The organism is Streptomyces sp. NPDC002306 (assembly GCF_053593435.1).
Map to the genome: position 1 here is coordinate 53,784 of NZ_JBSFCK010000022.1, position 17,482 is coordinate 71,265.

The window sequence follows — 17,482 nt, forward strand, 5'->3', positions numbered from 1 at the left end:
CCGGCGGCTCAGAGGTAGTAGCGCGACACCGACTCGGCCACGCAGGCCGGCTTGTCGCCGCCCTCGCGCTCCACGGTGAAGGCGATGGAGACCTGCACACCGCCGGGCACGTCGTCGACCCCGGTGATGGTGGCGGTGGCGCGCAGCCGGGAGCCGACGGGGACCGGGGAGGGGAAACGGACCTTGTTCGTCCCGTAGTTGAGGCCCATCTTCACGCGCTCGACCGAGATCAGCTGCGGCCCGAACAGCGGCAGCAGCGAGAGGGTCATGTAGCCGTGCGCGATGGTGGCGCCGAAGGGTCCCGCGGCCGCCCGCTCCGGGTCGACGTGGATCCACTGGTGGTCACCGGTGGCCTCGGCGAAGAGGTCGATACGCTTCTGGTCGACCTCCACCCAGTCGGTGTAGCCCAGTTGCTCGCCCACCGCCGCCTTCAGCTCGTCGGCTGACGTGAAGATCCTCGGCTCTGCCATGTCCCGGCCTCTCGCGTCGCGATATGTTCGCGCTTATGTCTAAGCAACTGCTTAGCATGCTCGGGTCGGAGGCCCCTGTCAACGGACCGCCGCGGCGACCGGATGGGTAGGCTTCGAGAGGTGCCCCAGATTCCCGAGAAGATCCATGAACTCACGGTCGGCCAGCTCGCCGCCCGCAGCGGCGCCGCCGTCTCCGCACTGCACTTCTACGAGTCCAAGGGTCTGATCAGCAGCCGCCGTACCGCGGGCAACCAGCGCCGCTACACCCGGGACGCGCTGCGCCGGGTCGCCTTCGTCCGGGCCGCCCAGCGGGTCGGCATCCCGCTGGCCACGATCCGCGAGGCCCTCGCCGAACTCCCGGAGGAACGCACCCCCACCCGGGAGGACTGGGCCCGCCTCTCCGAGACCTGGCGCTCCGAACTCGACGAGCGGATCAGGCAGCTCAACCGGCTGCGCGACCACCTCACCGACTGCATCGGCTGCGGCTGTCTCTCCCTGGAGTCCTGCGTCCTGTCCAACCCGGACGACGCGTTCGGCGAACGGCGGGCGGGCTCGCGCCTGATGGTGGAACGGCCCTCCCCGAAGGGGGTCCAGCGGCCGGACGCCTGCCGCTGAACCCGCCCCGCGCCCCTCACTCGTACTCGGTGCCTCCCTTGCGGGTCAGGTACGCCGGGCTCACCGCCTTGGCGATCGCCCGTCCGCCGGTCACGGGGCTGTGCCGCTCGGTGACCGGGCGGATCACCACCCCTTCCCGCAGATGCAGCGCGCGCCCCGAGACGGTCTCCCGTCCGCTCGCCACCTCCAGCACCCGCCCGATCTCGTACGGCCCCTCGAACAGCCGCGGAACCAGGGGCAGTTCCCCGTCGAGCAGGTCCGCCGTGTCCAGCCAGCGCACCACGCCGTCGATCTCCGCGGACACGTCGAAGGCCGCGTAACCCAGTGTGTCGCCGCGGCCGTTCGCGCCGTACGCCAGATCCTGCACACCCGCTCCGTACACCTCGCCGAAGACGCCCACCCGGCGGGCGCCCAGCCGTTCGGCGATGCGGGCCGAGGCCTCGGCGACGCCGTGGCCGCGCACGGCCCGCCAGTACAGGTTGCGCGGGTCCTCCTTCAGGGCCAGCGACCGGGCGCCGAAGCCCTTGGAGGAGACGTACGCGCGGCCCTCCTCGGCGTGGTAGGTCAGCAGACAGGCCGACCCGTGCAGCTTCTCGGTGAGCACGACCGGCTCGCCCGGAGTGAAGATGTCCGGATAGCGCTGGATGTTCTCGATGTCGACCCAGGGCAGCAGATCGGGGGCGGACTCGACCTCACCGTTCATCGTGGGCGGCACCGGCGGCACCCACTTGACGATGCCCAGCCGCCCCGCGAAGTCGGTGCCGTCGGCCGCGGCCCGCGCCAGGTCCACGTCCGTGAGGGCCGTCGGCCGGCACACGATGCCCTGCGACAGCTCACCGCGCAGCCGGACCGCCCTGACCCGGTCGGCATTGCCGCCCGCGAGCCGGCCGGTCAGCCCCAACTCCTCGATCAGCGCGGCCGGGAGCACGGCCTGCTCGGGGATGTACACGGCGGCCTCGCCGGTGCGGTAGGCGCCCTTGGCGACGACGGCCCGGTACAGGCCCACCTGGGCCAGTTCGAGGGCGTCGGCGTTCGGGTGTTCGTGGACGGTCAGCACTTCGGCGGTGACGCGCAGCGTCGACATGGCGGCTCCCCGGTGGTTTCCGGTGTCTCAGACGGGTCTCATCGCCCCCCACTGTCCGGACCCGAAACGGGTGGAGCCAGCGGATTTCCGCCTGCTATGGACCGGGCTCGTCCCGGCGCAGCGCCTCGGCCACCAACTGCCCGTTGGAAAGAGCCCGCCGGCCGTCCGGCAGGAGGAGCGTGTCCTCCAGGCCGATCCGGGTCGCGAGTCCGAGCCGTCCGGCCAGCCGCAGCACCGGCCACGCCCCGCCGTCCTCACCGTGCAGCAGCACCGGCCGGCCGTGTGCGCCGCCGAGGCCGGCCAGCAGGCCCCGCGCCGACTCCTCGGCCGTCGCCGCGTCGGGATCCGTCACCTCCGCCAGCACACGCAGCACCCTCGGACCGAGCGGGGAGCGGGCGAACCGGGCCGCGCCGTCCGTGCCGGACCAGACCCCGGCCTCCACCCCCACCCCGAGCCGGAGCAGGGCGCCGGCCAGCTCCTCGGCGCCCGGCTCATGCCAGTTGACCGAGGCGTGGTCGGGCAGCACCGTCCAGTCGAGGATCTGCCGCAGACGGGCCGCCGGATCGGGTTGTGCCCAGGCGGCCGTGGTCACCCCGACCGGCGCCGGCACCCGGGACCGGATCGCGGTGAGCGTCGCCGCCACCACCCGGGGCGACAGACTGTCCTGGCCGCAGGGGGTCTTGGGGTGGACGTGGACATCGCTGGCCCCGGCCGCGAACGCGTCCGCCGCGGAGTCGGCCAGCGCCTGCGGCGAGAGCGGGATCACCGCGCCGTCGGAGGCGTCTCTGCGCCCGTTGAGACAGACCTGCACCATGCCCCGATGGTGCCACCCGGTGGTGATCAGGGGGGTGCGGCATCCCCGGCGCACCCCCGGCGTGCTCTCAGGCCGACATCAGCATCCGTCGCCCCCGCCTGGCGTACGCCAGGGCCTCGGGCGTCAGGACGGGCCGCGGCACCAGGATTCCGCAGTCCGCGCAGACCGGACCCGACGAGGGTTCGTGGTCCAGGTCGTACTTCCAGAACAGGCGGTCGCCGTCGCACACCGGGCAGGCCGCGCCCGGTTCGCGCTCCAGCGCCTCGATGAGACTGCGCAGCACCTCGCCGAGCGGCGCCCGCGGGTGCACCCCCGGGTTGTCGCACCAGGCGACACCGAATCCCCCCCAGGTCAGCCGGTGCCAGTCGTCCACGCTGCCGGGCCTGCGCAGCCCGTCGTGCTTCTCCTTCTTGCGGCGCTCGGCGAACTCGATCTCATAGTCGAGCCATACCGCCCGTGCCTCCTCCAGTTCCTCCAACGCGGCCACGAGCCGCGCAGGGTCGGGAGAGCGGTCCTCGGGGCCGAACCCCGACCGGGAGCACAGATGGTCCCAGGTCGCCCTGTGCCCGTAAGGAGCGAACCGCTCCAGGCACTTGCGCAACGAGTAGCGCCGCAGCGCCAGATCACAGCGCGGATCTCGTACCTGTCTCGCCAGACTCCGGAAACCGGCCATCGCCTTGCACCTCCGTCACATCTGCACCTGTACTTCGGTCACTTCGGCGTCGTCGTACGGACGTCGTCGAGTAGACGTATCGACACCCGATTCGGCTCCATCCGATTTCCGATTGCCCTCATAAGCCGGAGCCACGACTCCGAAAACTGACGCATGTTCACCTTCAATCCCGGGGATACCGGCGGTAACGTCCGGCCCACCCCCGTCGCTAGGAGCTGACATGCCTGGGCGCACCCCACGAACACCTCTCGTCAGACTGAGAACTCCCGGCAGATTGACCGGGTTCCTGAAGACGGCTTCCATATGCGTCCTGATCGCCGGTCTTTTGTCGCCGCTCTCCCAGACGGCGGTCGCCGCCGAGTCCACGGTCGCCGCCGAGGCCGCCGCGGCCGGCGACTACTGCGGCGGACAGTGTTCCGACATCCTGCCGCCGGGCGAGAACGGCAACGCCACCCTCGCCCAGATCATCCTCAACCAGGCCTTCGGCACCCAGCCCTCCCACGCCGAGGACCAGCTCGGCCCCTACGCCAACCTGGCCACCGGCTACGCCACGCTCACCACTGACAAGATCAATACGTTCTTCAACGACGCTTCGTTCGGCGTCGCGTCCGATCAGGTCGCCTCCACCGAGAGCCCCGCGGGCCGCAGCGACGTGAAGATCGTGCGCGACAAGAAGACGGGTGTGCCGCACATCACCGGCACCACCCGGTACGGCACGGAGTTCGGCGCCGGCTACGCCGCGGCCGAGGACCGGCTGTGGCTCATGGACGTCTTCCGGCACGTCGGGCGCGGCCAGCTGACCACGTTCGCGGGCGGCGCGCCCTCCAACCAGGGCCTCGAGCAGGAGTTCTACCGCAGCGCGCCGTACACCGAGGCCGACCTCCAGGCGCAGATCGACAACGCCGTCGCGGGCAACGGCGCCCGCGGCCAGCAGGCGCTCGCCGACGCCAACGCCTACCTCGCCGGCGTCAACTCCTACATCGACGCCTCCGACAGTGGCCGCTACTTCCCCGGTGAGTACGTCCTCACCGGCCACAAGGACTCCATCACCAACGCCGGCACCATCGACCACTTCAAGATCACCGACCTGGTGGCCCTGGCCTCGGTGATCGGCTCGCTGTTCGGCTCCGGCGGTGGCGGCGAGGTCAACAACGCCGTGTCCCTGCTCGCCGCCCAGGCCAAGTACGGCGTGGTGGAGGGCACCAGGGTCTGGGAGTCCTTCCGCGAACGCAACGACGCCGAGGCCGCCCTCACCGTGCACAACGGCGAGAGTTTCCCCTACGCCGTCAAGCCCGACGACGCCCAGGGCGAGGCCCTGCCCGACGCCGGTTCGGTGGCCCAGGAACCACTGGTGTACGACCGTACGGGCAGCGCGGCCACCGCCACGGCGGCGAGCGCCGCCGGCACCGCGGCGGCCAACGCGCTCAGCTCCGCCAGACGCGGCATGTCCAACGCCCTCGTGGTGAGCGGCAGGTCCACCGCGAGCGGCCACCCGATCGCCGTCTTCGGACCGCAGACCGGCTACTTCGCCCCGCAGCTGCTCATGCTCCAGGAGATCCAGGGCCCGGGCATCAGCGCCCGCGGCGCCTCCTTCGCGGGCCTGAGCATGTACGTCGAACTGGGCCGCGGCCAGGACTACGCGTGGAGCGCCACGACCTCCGGCCAGGACATCATCGACACCTACGCCGTCGAACTGTGCCAGGACGACTACCACTACCTGTACCGCGGCACCTGCACGGCGATGGAGAAGATCGAGCAGAAGAACGCCTGGAAGCCGACGACGGCCGACGGCACCGCGGCCGGCTCCTACACGATGCGGGTCCACCGCACGAAGTACGGCCCCGTGGAGTACCGGGCGACCGTCGGCGGCAAGAAGGTCGCCTACACCACCCTGCGCTCCTCCTACCTGCACGAGGCCGACTCGATCATCGGCTTCCAGATGCTCAACGACCCCGACTACGTCACGGGCCCGGCGTCCTTCCAGGCCGCGACGCAGCACATCAACTACACCTTCAACTGGTTCTACGCCGACTCGGCGCACACCGCGTACTACAACAGCGGCGACAACCCGGTGCGCGCGAGCGGAGTCGACGCCGAGTTCCCGGTGTGGGCGCAGCAGGCCTACGAGTGGCGCGGCTGGCAGCCGGCGACCAACACCGCCGACTACACCCCGGCCTCCGCCCACCCCAACTCCGTCGACCAGGACTACTACATCTCCTGGAACAACAAGCAGGCCAAGGACTACACGACCGCGTCCTGGGGCGACGGCTCCGTGCACCGCGGCAACCTCCTCGACGACCGGGTGCGCAGACTCGTCACGGCCGGCGGGGTCACCAGGACGGCCCTGGTGAAGGCGATGGCGGACGCGGCGCTCGCCGACCTGCGGGGCGAGGACGTGCTGCCGGACCTGCTGCGGGTCGTCAACAGTTCGCCGGTGACCGACACCACGGCCGCCGCGGCCGTCGGCAAGCTCCAGACCTGGCTCACGGCCGGCGCCCGGCGCACCGAGACCTCGGCGGGCTCCAGGACGTACGCCAACGCGGACGCGATCCGCATCCTGGACGCCTGGTGGCCGCTGCTGGTGAAGGCCGAGTTCGAACCCGGCCTCGGCACCGCCCTGTACACCGCCTTCACCGCCAACCTGCCCATCGACGAGACCCCGTCGGCCGCCCACGGCCCGACCGGCGCGCACGCGGGTAGCTCCTTCCAGTACGGCTGGTGGAGCTATGTCGACAAGGACGTCCGCGCCGTGCTCGGTGACCCCGTGGCGGGGCCGCTGGGGCAGAAGTACTGCGGCGGCGGCAGCCTCGGTGCCTGCCGGGACCTCCTCATCAGCACGCTGAAGCAGGCGGCGGGACAGACCGCCGCCCAGGTCTACCCCGGCGACACCCTGTGCGCCGCGGGCAACCAGTGGTGCGCCGACTCGATCGTCCAGCGCACCCTCGGCGGCATCAAGCACGGCAACATCAGCTGGCAGAACCGGCCCACCTACCAGCAGGTCGTGGAGTTCACCTCGCATCGCTGACCCCACCACGGCGGCGGGCCGGATCAGTGGATGCGGCCCGCCGCCAGCACCACCTGCGCCAGTTCCCGGTGCACGATGTCACTGTGGGCCCCGCTCGGCGGCCCGCCGCGTCTGACCACCGCCGTCGCGTCGACGTTGACGCAGCCCGAGACCGGCAGCGGACCACGCAACGCCTCGTCGAGCCGCAACCGCCGCGTGCCCGGTACCGCCTGCACCCCGTCATGGCCCATGGCCCCCCACTTGGCGCCCAGCGCCCGGCCGAGATCGAAGCCCTCGGCCACGCCCCGCGTGTCGCCCGCCATCCGGGACGCCAGCGGGTACAGCGCCCCGAGGGAGGAGTCGTGGCGTGAGTGGCAGCACACCAGCGGACCGTCGACACGGTTCTGCTGGCCCTGCAACACGCCTCCCGCCCGGGCGTCGTGGGGCAGCCGGGTGGCGAACGCGTAGTGCGAGAAGGCCCCTTGCAGCAGCGTCACGGACTTCACCGTGCGCACGCCCTCGGGCAGCCCGCGCAGGGCGAACGCCACCAGCCGCCCGCCGAAGCTGTGCCCGACCAGGTGCACCCGCACCCCGGGCGCCGCGTCCGCCAGCTGACCGACCACCCGCCCGAGCCCCCGCTCGCCCACCGTCCCGGCCCGCCGCTTCATCGCGTAGTACGTCCCCTGCCGCAGCAGTTCGTGCGCCCCGTCCCACGGGTTCGGCACCGCGAACCCCGCCGTCGCGCCCGGTGCGTCGACCTCGGCCAGCGCCCGCGCGAACTCCTCGCACAGCGCCGCCACCGACCCGGAGAACATCTCGGGCTCGTCCTGCGGCACCCCCTCCGCCAGGGTGTCCGCCGCGAACAGGGCCTGCGGACCGGGCGCCACCACCTCCACCAGCAGCCGGACCAGCCGCCCGAACTCCTCCAGTTCGGCCTCCTCGCGCGGCTGCTGCTCCAGCAGCCGCGCGAGCTGCTCCACCACGATCGCCCGGCCCGGAAAGGTCTCCAGCAGCGCGTGCCGGGTGTCCTTGTCGAGCGCCGGACGCCGGGGCGGCTCGGCCGCCACCGCCCGCGGGAAGTCCGGGATCCGCTCGTCGCAGAACCGCATCGAGGGCCACACCACGCCCGCGTACCCGATCCTGGCCGTCGGAGCGAGCTCGGGGAACGGCGCGAAGAAGTGGCTGTAGAGCCGGGTCGCCCCGGAACGGTCGTTGTTCCAGCCGTGCGCGAAGACGATCAGATCGCGCACACCGCGCCGGGTCACCCCGGCCAGCAACCGGTCCCGCTCCGGGCCGTCCACGTCGCCGTCCGCGTCGAAGGTGAGCTCCCAGTACGGCGTCACACTCATCGACGGCTCTGCCATGACGGGCTCCCTGGTACCCCGTGGTGGTGCGCTATGGGCGCATGGTCCTGCCAACAGGGGACCTTGGCCATACGTCACGGGTCATCCGTACGACAGATACTTCCCGCGCACCCGCCGGAACGCCGTCAGCTCCTGCCGCCAGCCCGCCACCACCTCATCGGCGTCCGCGCCCGCGTCGATCGCGGTGCGCACCTGGGCCGAACCGGTCAGCTTGTCGATCCAGTCGTCGGAGCGCCAGGCGAAGCCGCTCCAGGTCCGCCGGGCGGTCACCAGCAGCGCGATGCCGGTGCGTACGGGGTCGTAGACGCCGCGGTCGTGCACATGGATCTGCACGCCCCCGACGGTCTTGCCCTGGAACTTGGAGAAGGTGGGGGCGAAGTACGCCTCCCTGAAGCGCACGCCCGGGAGCCCCAGCGCGTTCACCGCGGCCGCCCACCGCCCGTCGACGCCCTCCGCGCCCAGCAGTTCGAACGGCCGGGTCGTGCCCCGCCCCTCCGAGAGGTTCGTCCCCTCGAACAGGCAGGTCCCCGCGTACGCCAGCGCGGTGTCGGGCGTCGGCATGTTCGGGCTCGGCGGCACCCAGGGCAGCCCGGAGGCGTCGTACCACTGCGACCGCTTCCAGCCGCTCATCAGGACGGTCTCCAGCGCCACCGGCGCGGCGAGGAATTCCTCGTTGAACAGCCGCGCCAGCTCCGCGACCGTCATGCCGTGCGCCTGCGCGATCGGCTGCCGGCCGACGAACGTCGCGAACTCCCGGTGCAGCACCGGCCCCTGGGCCGCACGCCCGGTCAGCGGATTCGGCCGGTCCAGGACCACGAACCGCTTGCCCGCGAGCTGGGCGGCCTCCATGCAGTCGTACAGGGTCCAGATGTACGTGTAGAAGCGCGCGCCCGCGTCCTGGATGTCGAAGACCACGGTGTCGACGCCGGACGCGGTGAACACGTCGGCCAGCGGGCGGCCGCTCTTGAGATAGGTGTCGTAGACCGGCAGCCCGGTCGCCGGGTCGTCGTAGCGGCCCTCGGAGCCGCCCGCCTGCGCCGTGCCGCGGAAGCCGTGCTCGGGGCCGAAGACGGCGGCCAGCTTCACCCGGTCGTCGGCGTGCATGACGTCCACGATGTGGCGGGCGTCCCTGGTGACGCCGGTCGGGTTGGTGACGACGCCGACGCGTTGCCCGGCGAGCGGCGCGTAGCCGTCCGCGGCGAGCCGCTCGAAGCCGGTGCGCAGCTGTCTGCTCGGCTCGAACGTGGCGGTGGTGGGGGTGAGTGACACGGTTGCCGCAGTCGCCGAGGTGAGCAGACTGCGTCGGGAGAGGCGCATGGGGGTCCTCCGTGAGGTGACGTTGCGAGCCGTTCCTGGGTGTCGCGCCGTGCGACGGAACCGCACATCGATACGGCTCCGCGGCCCTTAGGGTGCTCCAGAGACCCTTCCTCTGGTGCATACCGACCGGTTAGTCTGTCGAGGCAGCAGAGCCGATTCGCGTCGTGTCGAAGGAGACCGATGGTGGAAGCCGTGCAGGATGCCGGAGTGGTCGTCACCGGAGCGGGAGGCGGGATCGGGGCCGCGCTGGCCCGCCGCTTCGCCGCCGAGGGGGCCCGGGTCGTGGTCAACGACCTCGACGCCGACAAGGCCAGGGCCGTCGCCGACGAGATCGGCGGCATCGCGGTTCCCGGTGACGCCTCCCTCGTCATCGCCGACGCCCGGGACGCGCTGGGCGGCACGGTCGACGTCTACTGCGCCAACGCCGGGGTCGGCTCGGGCGGTTCGGAAGCGGCCGGCGAGCCGGTCTGGGCGCAGGCCTGGGACGTCAACGTCATGGCCCACGTGCGCGCGGCCGAGGCGCTGATCCCGGGCTGGCTGGAGCGCGGCAGCGGACGGTTCGTCTCCACCGTGTCCGCGGCCGGGCTGCTCACCATGATCGGCGCCGCGCCCTACAGCGTCACCAAGCACGGCGCGTACGCCTTCGCCGAGTGGCTCTCGCTGACCTACCGCCACCGCGGGATCAAGGTCCACGCCATCTGTCCCCAGGGCGTCCGCACCGACATGCTGGCCGCCACCGGCAGCGCGGGCGACCTGGTCCTCCAGCCGACCGCGATCGAGCCGCAGGACGTCGCCGACGCCCTCTTCAAGGGCATCGAGGAAGACCGCTTCCTGATCCTGCCGCACCCCGAGGTCGCCGGGTACTACCAGGTCAGGGCCGTCGAGCCGGACCGCTGGCTGACCAACATGAACCACCTCCAGCAGAAGTGGGAGGCCGGACGGTGACCGACTCCCGTTATGCCGCCAAGCCCTGGCTCGCCCTCCTCAGCGACGCCCAGCGCGCCCCGGCGGACCCCGCAGACTCCCTCGTGCACGCCCTGCGCCGGGCCGTCGCCGAGACCCCCGACCGCCCCTTCCTCGCCTACTTCGACGGCCGGCTGTCCTACCGCGAGGTCGACGAGCTCAGCGACTCCGTCGCCGGTCACCTGGCCGAGCGCGGTCTGGAGCGCGGCGACCGGGTGGCCGTCCTGCTGCAGAACTCGCCGCACTTCGTCCTGGCCCTGCTCGGCGCCTGGAAGGCGGGCGCGATCGTCGTCCCCGTCAACCCCATGTACAAGTCGGGGGAGGTCGCGCACGTCCTGCGGGACGGCGAGGTGGCGGCGCTGATCTGCTCGGACCGCGCCTGGGAGTCGTATCTGCGCGCCACGGCCGCGGACTCGCCGGTACGGATCGTGCTCACCGGCTGCGAGCTGGACTTCCAGTCCCGCGGCGACGCCCGGGTGCTGACCTTCGAGCGGCTGCCGCAGGCCCTGGACGCCGACGACCTCACGGCCGTCGCCCGGCAGGGCCACAAGGCGCCGCGCGACCGTGACCCCGGCCCCGCCGACATCGCGCTGATCAGCTACACCTCGGGCACCAGCGGCGCCCCCAAGGGCGCCACCAACACGCACGGCAACATCATGTACAACGCCGAGCGGCAGCGGACCGGACTGGCGCTGCCGGAGGGTCCCGTCTACTACGCGATGGCCCCCCTGTTCCACATCACCGGGATGGTCTGCCAGCTCGGCGCGTGTCTGGAGAGCGCGGGCACCCTGGTGCTGACGTACCGCTTCGAGGCGGGCGTCGTGCTGGACGCGTTCGCCGAGCACCGGCCGCAGTACACCGTGGGCCCCTCCACCGCCTTCATGGCCCTGGCCGCCCACCCGGACGTCTCCCCGGACCACTTCTCCTCCTTCGTGAACATCTCCTCCGGCGGCGCCCCGCTGCCGCCCGCCCTGGTGGAGAAGTTCCGGGCCGGCTTCGGTCCCTACATCCGCAACGGCTACGGACTGACCGAGTGCACCGCGCCGTGCGCGGCCGTGCCGCCCGCCCTGGAGGCCCCCGTCGACCCGGTCTCCGGCACGCTGGCCGTCGGAGTGCCCGGCCCCGACACGGTCGTACGGATCGTCGACGACGAAGGCGCGGAGGTGCCTTTCGGCGAGCAGGGCGAGATCGTCGTCCGCGGGCCGCAGGTCGTGCCCGGCTACTGGCGGCGCCCCGAGGCCACCGCCGAGACCTTCCCGGACGGCGAGCTGCGCACCGGCGACATCGGCTTCATGGACCCGCAGGGCTGGCTGTACGTCGTCGACCGCAAGAAGGACATGATCAACGCGTCCGGCTTCAAGGTGTGGCCGCGCGAGGTCGAGGACGTCCTCTACACGCATCCGGCGGTACGCGAGGCGGCCGTCGTCGGGGTGCCCGACGGGTACCGCGGCGAGACCGTCAAGGCCTACATCAGCCTGCGCCCGGGCGCCGAGACGGACCCGGACGAGCTCGCCGCGTACTGCAAGGAGAGACTGGCCGCCTACAAATATCCGCGCCAGGTGGAGGTGCTGGCCGAGCTGCCCAAGACGGCGAGTGGGAAGATCCTCCGTCGGGAACTTCGTTCCCGCGCGCACGACAGTCAGTAGACGAACCGGCGGACAAGCAGACAAGCCGACAGCGAGGTCGGCGGACAGGCCGGTGGACGACAGCCGACAGGCGTCGACGGAAGGCAGGTGGCGGCAGTGCCCAGGACGACCGACGGGGACGGAGCTCCGGTTCCGCAGCGGCTCCTCGCCGCCGCCACCCGGCTCTTCGCCGAGCAGGGCTACGACCGCACCTCGGTGCAGGAGATCGTCGAGGCGGCCGGCGTCACCAAGGGGGCGCTGTACCACTACTTCGGCTCCAAGGACGACCTCCTGCACGAGGTGTACGCGCGCGTGCTGCGCGTCCAGCAGGAGCGGCTCGACGCGTTCGCGGACGCCGACGAACCGGTCGAGAAGCGGCTGCGGGCCGCGGCGGCCGACGTCGTCGTCACGACCATCGAGAACCTCGACGACGCGTCGATCTTCTTCCGCTCGATGCACCACCTGAGCCCCGAGAAGAACAAACAGGTGCGCGCCGAGCGCCGGCGCTACCACGAACGCTTCCGCGCGCTGATCGAGGAGGGCCAGCAGGCCGGGGTGTTCTCCACGGCGACCCCGGCCGACCTGGTCGTGGACTACCACTTCGGATCCGTCCACCACCTCTCCACCTGGTACCGCCCCGACGGCCCGCTCGGCGCCCAGGAAGTCGCCGACCAGCTCGCCGACCTGCTGCTGCGGGCACTGCGTCCGTAGGGCGGGGAGGGCCCCGGAGCGCCTGGTACGCCCGGAGCGCCAGAAGCTCCCGGGCGTGACGCCGGCGGCGAGCGCACGCTCCGCCGCGAGGGCTGCGGCCGTACCGTCCGGGGCCTGAAGTGCGAGCAGGAGCGGACCCTCTCGGCGACCACGAACTGACCAACACCTCGGGGAACGGGGCCGGTGGGGGCGCACAGTCGCCCTCACCGGCCCGTGTCCGGCTCAGAGGAGCCGTCGGCGATCAGCGGCGTGCGGGTGCGGTGTTTTTGATCATCGACCTGCCGGGAATTCACCGTTCGGACGACTTCTCTTCATCGCCACGCCACCATCCGCCCATAGCTTTCCCACGCTATGAATTGATCATGTCAAGTGGGGGAGTGTGAGTGGATGTCGAGCGGTGGTAGGAAGCGCCCGAGAGTCGGCCATGAGGTGGTGCTCGGCTTAGGTATCGCCCTGATGGCGGGGCTGCTGCAGCTGGGAGCGCTCCCAGCCGAGGCGGCCGCCCGCCCGCAGTCCGGTACGCCGACGACGAAGGGCGTATCGACCGGGACGGGCGGCGCCGGGAGTGGCTCCGCGGCCACCGCCGCGGCCTCCGAGGAAGAGGCGATCGCGACGGCGAGGCGATCGGGCAAGAGCGTCGAGGTGGCCTCGCTGCGCGGCGAGAGCAGCGACGTCTACGCCACTCCGGAAGGCGACCTGGAGGCGCGGGAGTACCTGCGCCCGGTGCGGACCCGGATCAACGGCAACTGGCAGCCGATCGACACCGCGCTGGCCAAGGCCGACGGGGGGATGGTGGCGCCCAGGGCGGCCACCGTCGGGCTGGAGTTCTCCGGTGGCGGCGAAGGCCGGCCGCTGGTGCGCCTCGACCGAGCGGGCCGGACGCTCGAACTCTCCTGGCCGGGCGCCGTACCCGCGCCGCGGCTGGACGGGGACACCGCCCTCTACACCGACATCCTGCCGGACGTGGACCTGCGCCTCGCGGCGCGGCCCGACGGCTTCACACAACTCCTCGTCGTGAAGACGGCCGTGGCCGCGCGCAGCAAGGAACTCGCCGAGCTGCGACTGAAGCTGAACGCCGACGGGATGGCGGTGGGCGAGACCGCGAACGGCGGCCTCCAGGCCGTCGACAAGGGCGCGGGCGGCGTGGTGTTCGAGGCGCCGACGCCGGTCATGTGGGACTCCAGCACCGGCGAGGAGGGTGCGCGCACCGCCGGTAGCGCCGACCCCGCGAACGCGAGGACGAGCGGGCCGCGGGCCGCTTCGTCCGTGACCGCGGCCACCACCGCCGGCGCGGCCGCTCGGACGGCCACCGCCGCCACGGACGAGTCCACCGCCCCGGCCACCGGTGACGACGAGCCGACAGCCGCCGATTCCGGCCGGGTCGAGCGCGTCGGTGTCGACGTCGCCGACGGCGGGGACGCACTCGTCCTCACCCCGGACAAGGAGCTGCTGACCGGCTCCGACACCGTCTACCCCGTCTACATCGACCCGCAGTGGTACTCGCCCAAGGCCACCTCCTGGACCATGGTGTCCAGGTACTGGGCGGGCTCACCGCAGTGGAAGTTCAACGGCGACTCCGACGCGGGCCTGGGCTACTGCGGCTGGGACTACTGCGCCCCCTACGACGTGAAGAGGCTCTTCTACCAGATCCCGACCACGAAGTTCGCGGGCCGGACGATCCTGTCCGCCGAGTTCGTCGTCCGGGAGACCCACGCGGCCTCCTGCGAGAAGCGCGAGGTCCAGCTCTGGCGGACGAAGGGCATCTCCTCGTCCACGACCTGGAACAGCCAGGACAACTCCGACTTCTGGATCGACCGCCTCAAGACCCTCAGCTTCGCCTACGGCGCCGACGGCTGTTCCGCCGCCGACGCGGAGTTCGACGTGAAGGACGCCGTCGCCACGGCCGCGGCGAAGAAGTGGTCGGCCGTCACCTTCGGGATGAGGGCCGGCGACGAGGGCGACCGCTACACCTGGAAGCGGTTCTCCGACGACGCCTACCTGCGGGTGCGGTACAACCGCCCGCCGAACAAGATCAATCTCTCCCAGCTCACCATGAGCCCGGGCGGCCCGTGCGTGGCCTCCGACAAGATGGTGCGTATCCGCTCCACGGCGACGATCCGCGCCAACGATGTCAAGGACCCCGACGGAGACGCGGTCTCCGTGCAGTTCCAGGCCTCCTGGGACGCGGGTGACGGCGCCGGCTGGAAGGCCCGCTGGACCTCGGCCAGGACCACCAGCAAGAAGAGCGGTTCCGACTTCTCGATGGTGCTGCCCGGCAGCATCCCCAAGAACAAGCACGTGGAGTGGCACGTCCACTCCTACGACGGCGCCCAGTGGTCGGCCTGGAGTTACACCGGCTCCCACGGCTGCCACTTCCTGTACGACACCAGCCTGCCCGTCGGGCCGGTGATCAGCTCCGCCCAGTACGGCGCGTCCGACTCCGAGGACCTGAACGACCCCTGGTGGGACGGCGTCGGGCGGTACGGCACCTTCTCCGTCGACACCACCTCCACCGACGTCACCAAGTACTGGTTCGGCGTCAACACCTCGCCCAGCAGCGCCAACGTCCTGACCACCACGGGCGGCGGCGTGAAGACCATCAAGTTCATGCCGACCAAGCCGGGCGTCAACTTCATCACCGCGCAGGCCTTCGACGCGGCCGGCAACGGCTCCGAACCCACCACCTACACCTTCCGGGTGCGCTCCGGTCAGCCCGACCGGCTGTCCTGGCAGATGGACGAGGGCGCCGGCGCCGGCGAGGTCACCGGCACGGGCGGCGAGTGGCCCGCCACGCTGTACGCGGGCGCCGAGCCCGGCGGCGAGGGAGTCTCCGGCCACGGCCTGGAGCTGGACGGCACCGACGACTACGCGGCCGCCGACTCCCCGGTCCTGAACACCGCCAAGAGCTTCTCGGTGTCGGTGTGGGCGAAGCTGCCGGGCAACCCGACCGGCGCGCCCGTCGCCGTCGCCCAGGCGGGCTCCAACACCAGCGGCTACGAGATCTACTACTCCACCGCGCTCGGCGGCTGGGTGTTCCTGCGGCACACCACCGACGCGTCCGGCACCTCGGTGGCCCGGGCCGTCCAGCCCGCCTGCGCGAGCGGGGACACCGCCTGCCAGGCGTCCCGGGTCAACACGTGGACCCACCTGGTCGCCGCCTTCAACTACCCCAGCCAGCTGCTCAAGCTGTACGTCGACGGCCAGCTCGTCGCCACCGCCCCCTACACGACCACCCCCTGGGACGCGCGCGGCCGCACCATCCTCGGCGCCGCCTCCCACTACGGGACCGTGGAAGGGTTCTTCCGGGGCTCCCTCGACGAGGCGCAGTTCTTCGACTACCAGCTGACCGACGCCCAGGTGACCCGGCTGCACGACCGTCTGCCGGTGACCAACGCCCGTCCGGCGAAGCTGGTCTTCCCGATGGACGAGGCCGCGGACGCCGCCGCGCTGACCGGCCGCGCCCAGGTGGCCGCCGCTCAGCTCAAGAACGGCGCCGTCTCCGGGGTCACCGGCGTCAACGGTCGCGCGGTGGAGTTCGACGGCGTCGACGACTACGCGACCACCGGCCGCCCGATCATGGACACCGCGCAGAGCTTCGCGGTCTCCACCTGGGTGAAACTGCCCAAGAACAAGGAAGCCAAGGCGATGACGGCCATCGCCCAGGCCGGCACCGTCAACCCCGGCTTCGAGGTCTACCACTCCTCCGCGCTCGGCGGCTGGGTCTTCATACGGGAGCAGAGCGACACCACCGGCTCCACGGTGGTGCGCGCGACCCAGTCCGCGTGCCCGGCCAACACCAACTGCGCGGCGGCCCGCCTCGGCGAGTGGAACCACGTCGTCGCCGTCCAGGACGTGGACGCCGGCCAGATGCGGCTGTACGTCAACGGTGTCCTGGAAGCCACGGCCGCCTTCACCACCCCCTGGCTCGCCGTCGGCCAGGTCACCCTGGGCGCCACCTACAAGGCGGACGGCACCCTGGGCAGCCCGCTCAAGGGCGCCATGGACGACACACGCCTCTACGACCGGGCGATCTCCGGTGACGAGGTGAAACAGCTGTTCAAGCAGCGCCCCCTGGTCGGCGCCCGCTGGAAGTTCGAGTCGGCCACCGGCAGCCCGCCGGTCACGCCGGACGCCTCCACGACCGGCGCGGGCATGACCCTCTTCAACGGAGCCGCGACCGGTTCCGGCTGGGTGGACGGCGGCCTGACGCTGGACGGCGTCGACGACTACGCGGCCACCGCGAGCGGCGCCACGACGGTCGACACCGGCGCCAGCTTCACCGTCAGCGGCTTCGTCCAGGCCGCGGCCCAGCCCACCGGGAACGTCACCCTGCTGAGCGCGCCCGGAACGGCCAGGAGCGCCTTCGCGGTCCGCTACGTGCCCGGCTCCACGGACACCGACCCGGGACGCTGGCGCATCGAGACCGCCGACGCCGACAGCACGAGCGCCACCGCCACCCAGGTGGAGAACGGACAGTTCTTCAGCGTCCAGGACTGGACCCACCTGGCGGTCGTCTACGACGGGTTCGCGCGCGACCTGCGCCTCTACGTCAACGGCGAACTGCAGGACGTGGCCTGCGCCGACAGCAACGAGGACGGCGAACCCGATGTGGCGGGCTGCACGGACATCGACTCGTCCGGCGAGAACGTCGTGACGTTCAAGGCCGCGCAGAACCTCCAGCTCGGCCGCGCCAAGACCGGTACCAGCACCTGGGGCGAGTACTTCCCCGGCACCGTGTCGGACCTGTGGACCTTCCAGGGTGCGCTGACCGACGAGCAGATCAGCCGCCTCGCCGTCGGCATGCCGGGCGTGGAGACCGCCGTACCCGGCGACGACTGATCC

12 protein-coding genes are annotated in these 17,482 nt (G+C 71.7%); 6 read left to right on the forward strand and 6 right to left on the reverse strand.

Annotated elements, in window-relative coordinates; all coding sequences use genetic code 11:
• Positions 1–8: 8 nt before the first annotated feature.
• Complete coding sequence (locus ACWCQK_RS30635) at positions 9–470, reverse strand: MaoC family dehydratase (protein ID WP_451160450.1); 462 nt, start codon at positions 468–470, stop codon at positions 9–11.
• Between the two features lie 120 nt (positions 471–590).
• Between ACWCQK_RS30635 and soxR the strand changes: the two genes are divergently transcribed.
• On the forward strand, positions 591–1,085 hold the full coding sequence (soxR, locus tag ACWCQK_RS30640) for a redox-sensitive transcriptional activator SoxR (protein ID WP_451160452.1): 495 nt from the start codon (positions 591–593) through the stop codon (positions 1,083–1,085).
• Between the two features lie 16 nt (positions 1,086–1,101).
• Here soxR and ACWCQK_RS30645 read toward each other — a convergent pair whose 3' ends face one another.
• From ACWCQK_RS30645 to ACWCQK_RS30655, 3 genes are all read right to left on the reverse strand, one after another.
• Positions 1,102–2,169 carry an RNA ligase (ATP) gene (locus tag ACWCQK_RS30645; protein WP_451160454.1) on the reverse strand — a complete coding sequence of 356 codons (1,068 nt, stop codon included), beginning with the start codon at positions 2,167–2,169 and terminating at the stop codon, positions 1,102–1,104.
• A 94-nt stretch (positions 2,170–2,263) separates the two neighbouring features.
• Complete coding sequence (locus ACWCQK_RS30650; protein WP_451160456.1) at positions 2,264–2,983, reverse strand: 3-keto-5-aminohexanoate cleavage protein; 720 nt, start codon at positions 2,981–2,983, stop codon at positions 2,264–2,266.
• Positions 2,984–3,050: 67 nt separating this feature from the next.
• The gene (locus ACWCQK_RS30655) at positions 3,051–3,656 is read right to left on the reverse strand and encodes a hypothetical protein (RefSeq protein WP_451160458.1); all 606 of its coding nucleotides are present in this window, start codon (positions 3,654–3,656) and stop codon (positions 3,051–3,053) included.
• 220 nt (positions 3,657–3,876) lie between these two features.
• Here ACWCQK_RS30655 and ACWCQK_RS30660 point away from each other — a divergent pair, with 220 nt between their 5' ends.
• Positions 3,877–6,681: a penicillin acylase family protein gene (locus ACWCQK_RS30660; RefSeq protein WP_451160460.1), complete on the forward strand. Its 2,805-nt coding sequence runs from the start codon at positions 3,877–3,879 to the stop codon at positions 6,679–6,681.
• A 23-nt stretch (positions 6,682–6,704) separates the two neighbouring features.
• Here the strand turns inward: ACWCQK_RS30660 and ACWCQK_RS30665 are convergent, their stop codons facing one another.
• Both ACWCQK_RS30665 and ACWCQK_RS30670 read right to left on the reverse strand, forming a co-directional pair.
• Positions 6,705–8,024 carry a serine-threonine protein kinase gene (locus ACWCQK_RS30665; RefSeq protein ID WP_451160462.1) on the reverse strand — a complete coding sequence of 440 codons (1,320 nt, stop codon included), beginning with the start codon at positions 8,022–8,024 and terminating at the stop codon, positions 6,705–6,707.
• A gap of 81 nt (positions 8,025–8,105) precedes the next feature.
• Entirely contained in the window at positions 8,106–9,341 is a 1,236-nt protein-coding gene (locus ACWCQK_RS30670; RefSeq protein ID WP_451160464.1) for an exo-beta-N-acetylmuramidase NamZ family protein, read from the reverse strand.
• A 180-nt stretch (positions 9,342–9,521) separates the two neighbouring features.
• Here ACWCQK_RS30670 and ACWCQK_RS30675 point away from each other — a divergent pair, with 180 nt between their 5' ends.
• From ACWCQK_RS30675 to ACWCQK_RS30690, 4 genes are all read left to right on the forward strand, one after another.
• Entirely contained in the window at positions 9,522–10,286 is a 765-nt protein-coding gene (locus ACWCQK_RS30675; protein WP_451160466.1) for an SDR family oxidoreductase, read from the forward strand.
• Positions 10,283–11,950, forward strand: a complete 1,668-nt coding sequence (locus ACWCQK_RS30680) for a class I adenylate-forming enzyme family protein (protein WP_451160468.1) — start codon at positions 10,283–10,285, stop codon at positions 11,948–11,950. Before ACWCQK_RS30675 ends, ACWCQK_RS30680 begins: the two co-directional genes overlap by 4 nt.
• A gap of 96 nt (positions 11,951–12,046) precedes the next feature.
• A complete protein-coding gene (locus ACWCQK_RS30685) occupies positions 12,047–12,640 on the forward strand; it encodes a TetR/AcrR family transcriptional regulator (protein WP_385779617.1) in 594 nt (197 codons plus the stop codon).
• A gap of 456 nt (positions 12,641–13,096) precedes the next feature.
• The gene (locus ACWCQK_RS30690) at positions 13,097–17,479 is read left to right on the forward strand and encodes a LamG domain-containing protein (protein ID WP_451160470.1); all 4,383 of its coding nucleotides are present in this window, start codon (positions 13,097–13,099) and stop codon (positions 17,477–17,479) included.
• Positions 17,480–17,482 lie beyond the last annotated feature (3 nt).

What these genes read in the sequence shown, in the direction of transcription:
- ACWCQK_RS30645 (WP_451160454.1), bottom strand. Translation starts at nt 2,169, where the DNA reads ATGTCGACGCTGCGCGTCACCGCCGAAGTGCTGACCGTCCACGAACAC.
- ACWCQK_RS30635 (WP_451160450.1), bottom strand. Translation starts at nt 470, where the DNA reads ATGGCAGAGCCGAGGATCTTCACGTCAGCCGACGAGCTGAAGGCGGCG.
- ACWCQK_RS30650 (WP_451160456.1), bottom strand. Translation starts at nt 2,983, where the DNA reads ATGGTGCAGGTCTGTCTCAACGGGCGCAGAGACGCCTCCGACGGCGCG.
- ACWCQK_RS30665 (WP_451160462.1), bottom strand. Translation starts at nt 8,024, where the DNA reads ATGGCAGAGCCGTCGATGAGTGTGACGCCGTACTGGGAGCTCACCTTC.
- ACWCQK_RS30670 (WP_451160464.1), bottom strand. Translation starts at nt 9,341, where the DNA reads ATGCGCCTCTCCCGACGCAGTCTGCTCACCTCGGCGACTGCGGCAACC.
- ACWCQK_RS30675 (WP_451160466.1), top strand. Translation starts at nt 9,522, where the DNA reads ATGGTGGAAGCCGTGCAGGATGCCGGAGTGGTCGTCACCGGAGCGGGA.
- ACWCQK_RS30660 (WP_451160460.1), top strand. Translation starts at nt 3,877, where the DNA reads ATGCCTGGGCGCACCCCACGAACACCTCTCGTCAGACTGAGAACTCCC.
- ACWCQK_RS30655 (WP_451160458.1), bottom strand. Translation starts at nt 3,656, where the DNA reads ATGGCCGGTTTCCGGAGTCTGGCGAGACAGGTACGAGATCCGCGCTGT.
- ACWCQK_RS30690 (WP_451160470.1), top strand. Translation starts at nt 13,097, where the DNA reads ATGGCGGGGCTGCTGCAGCTGGGAGCGCTCCCAGCCGAGGCGGCCGCC.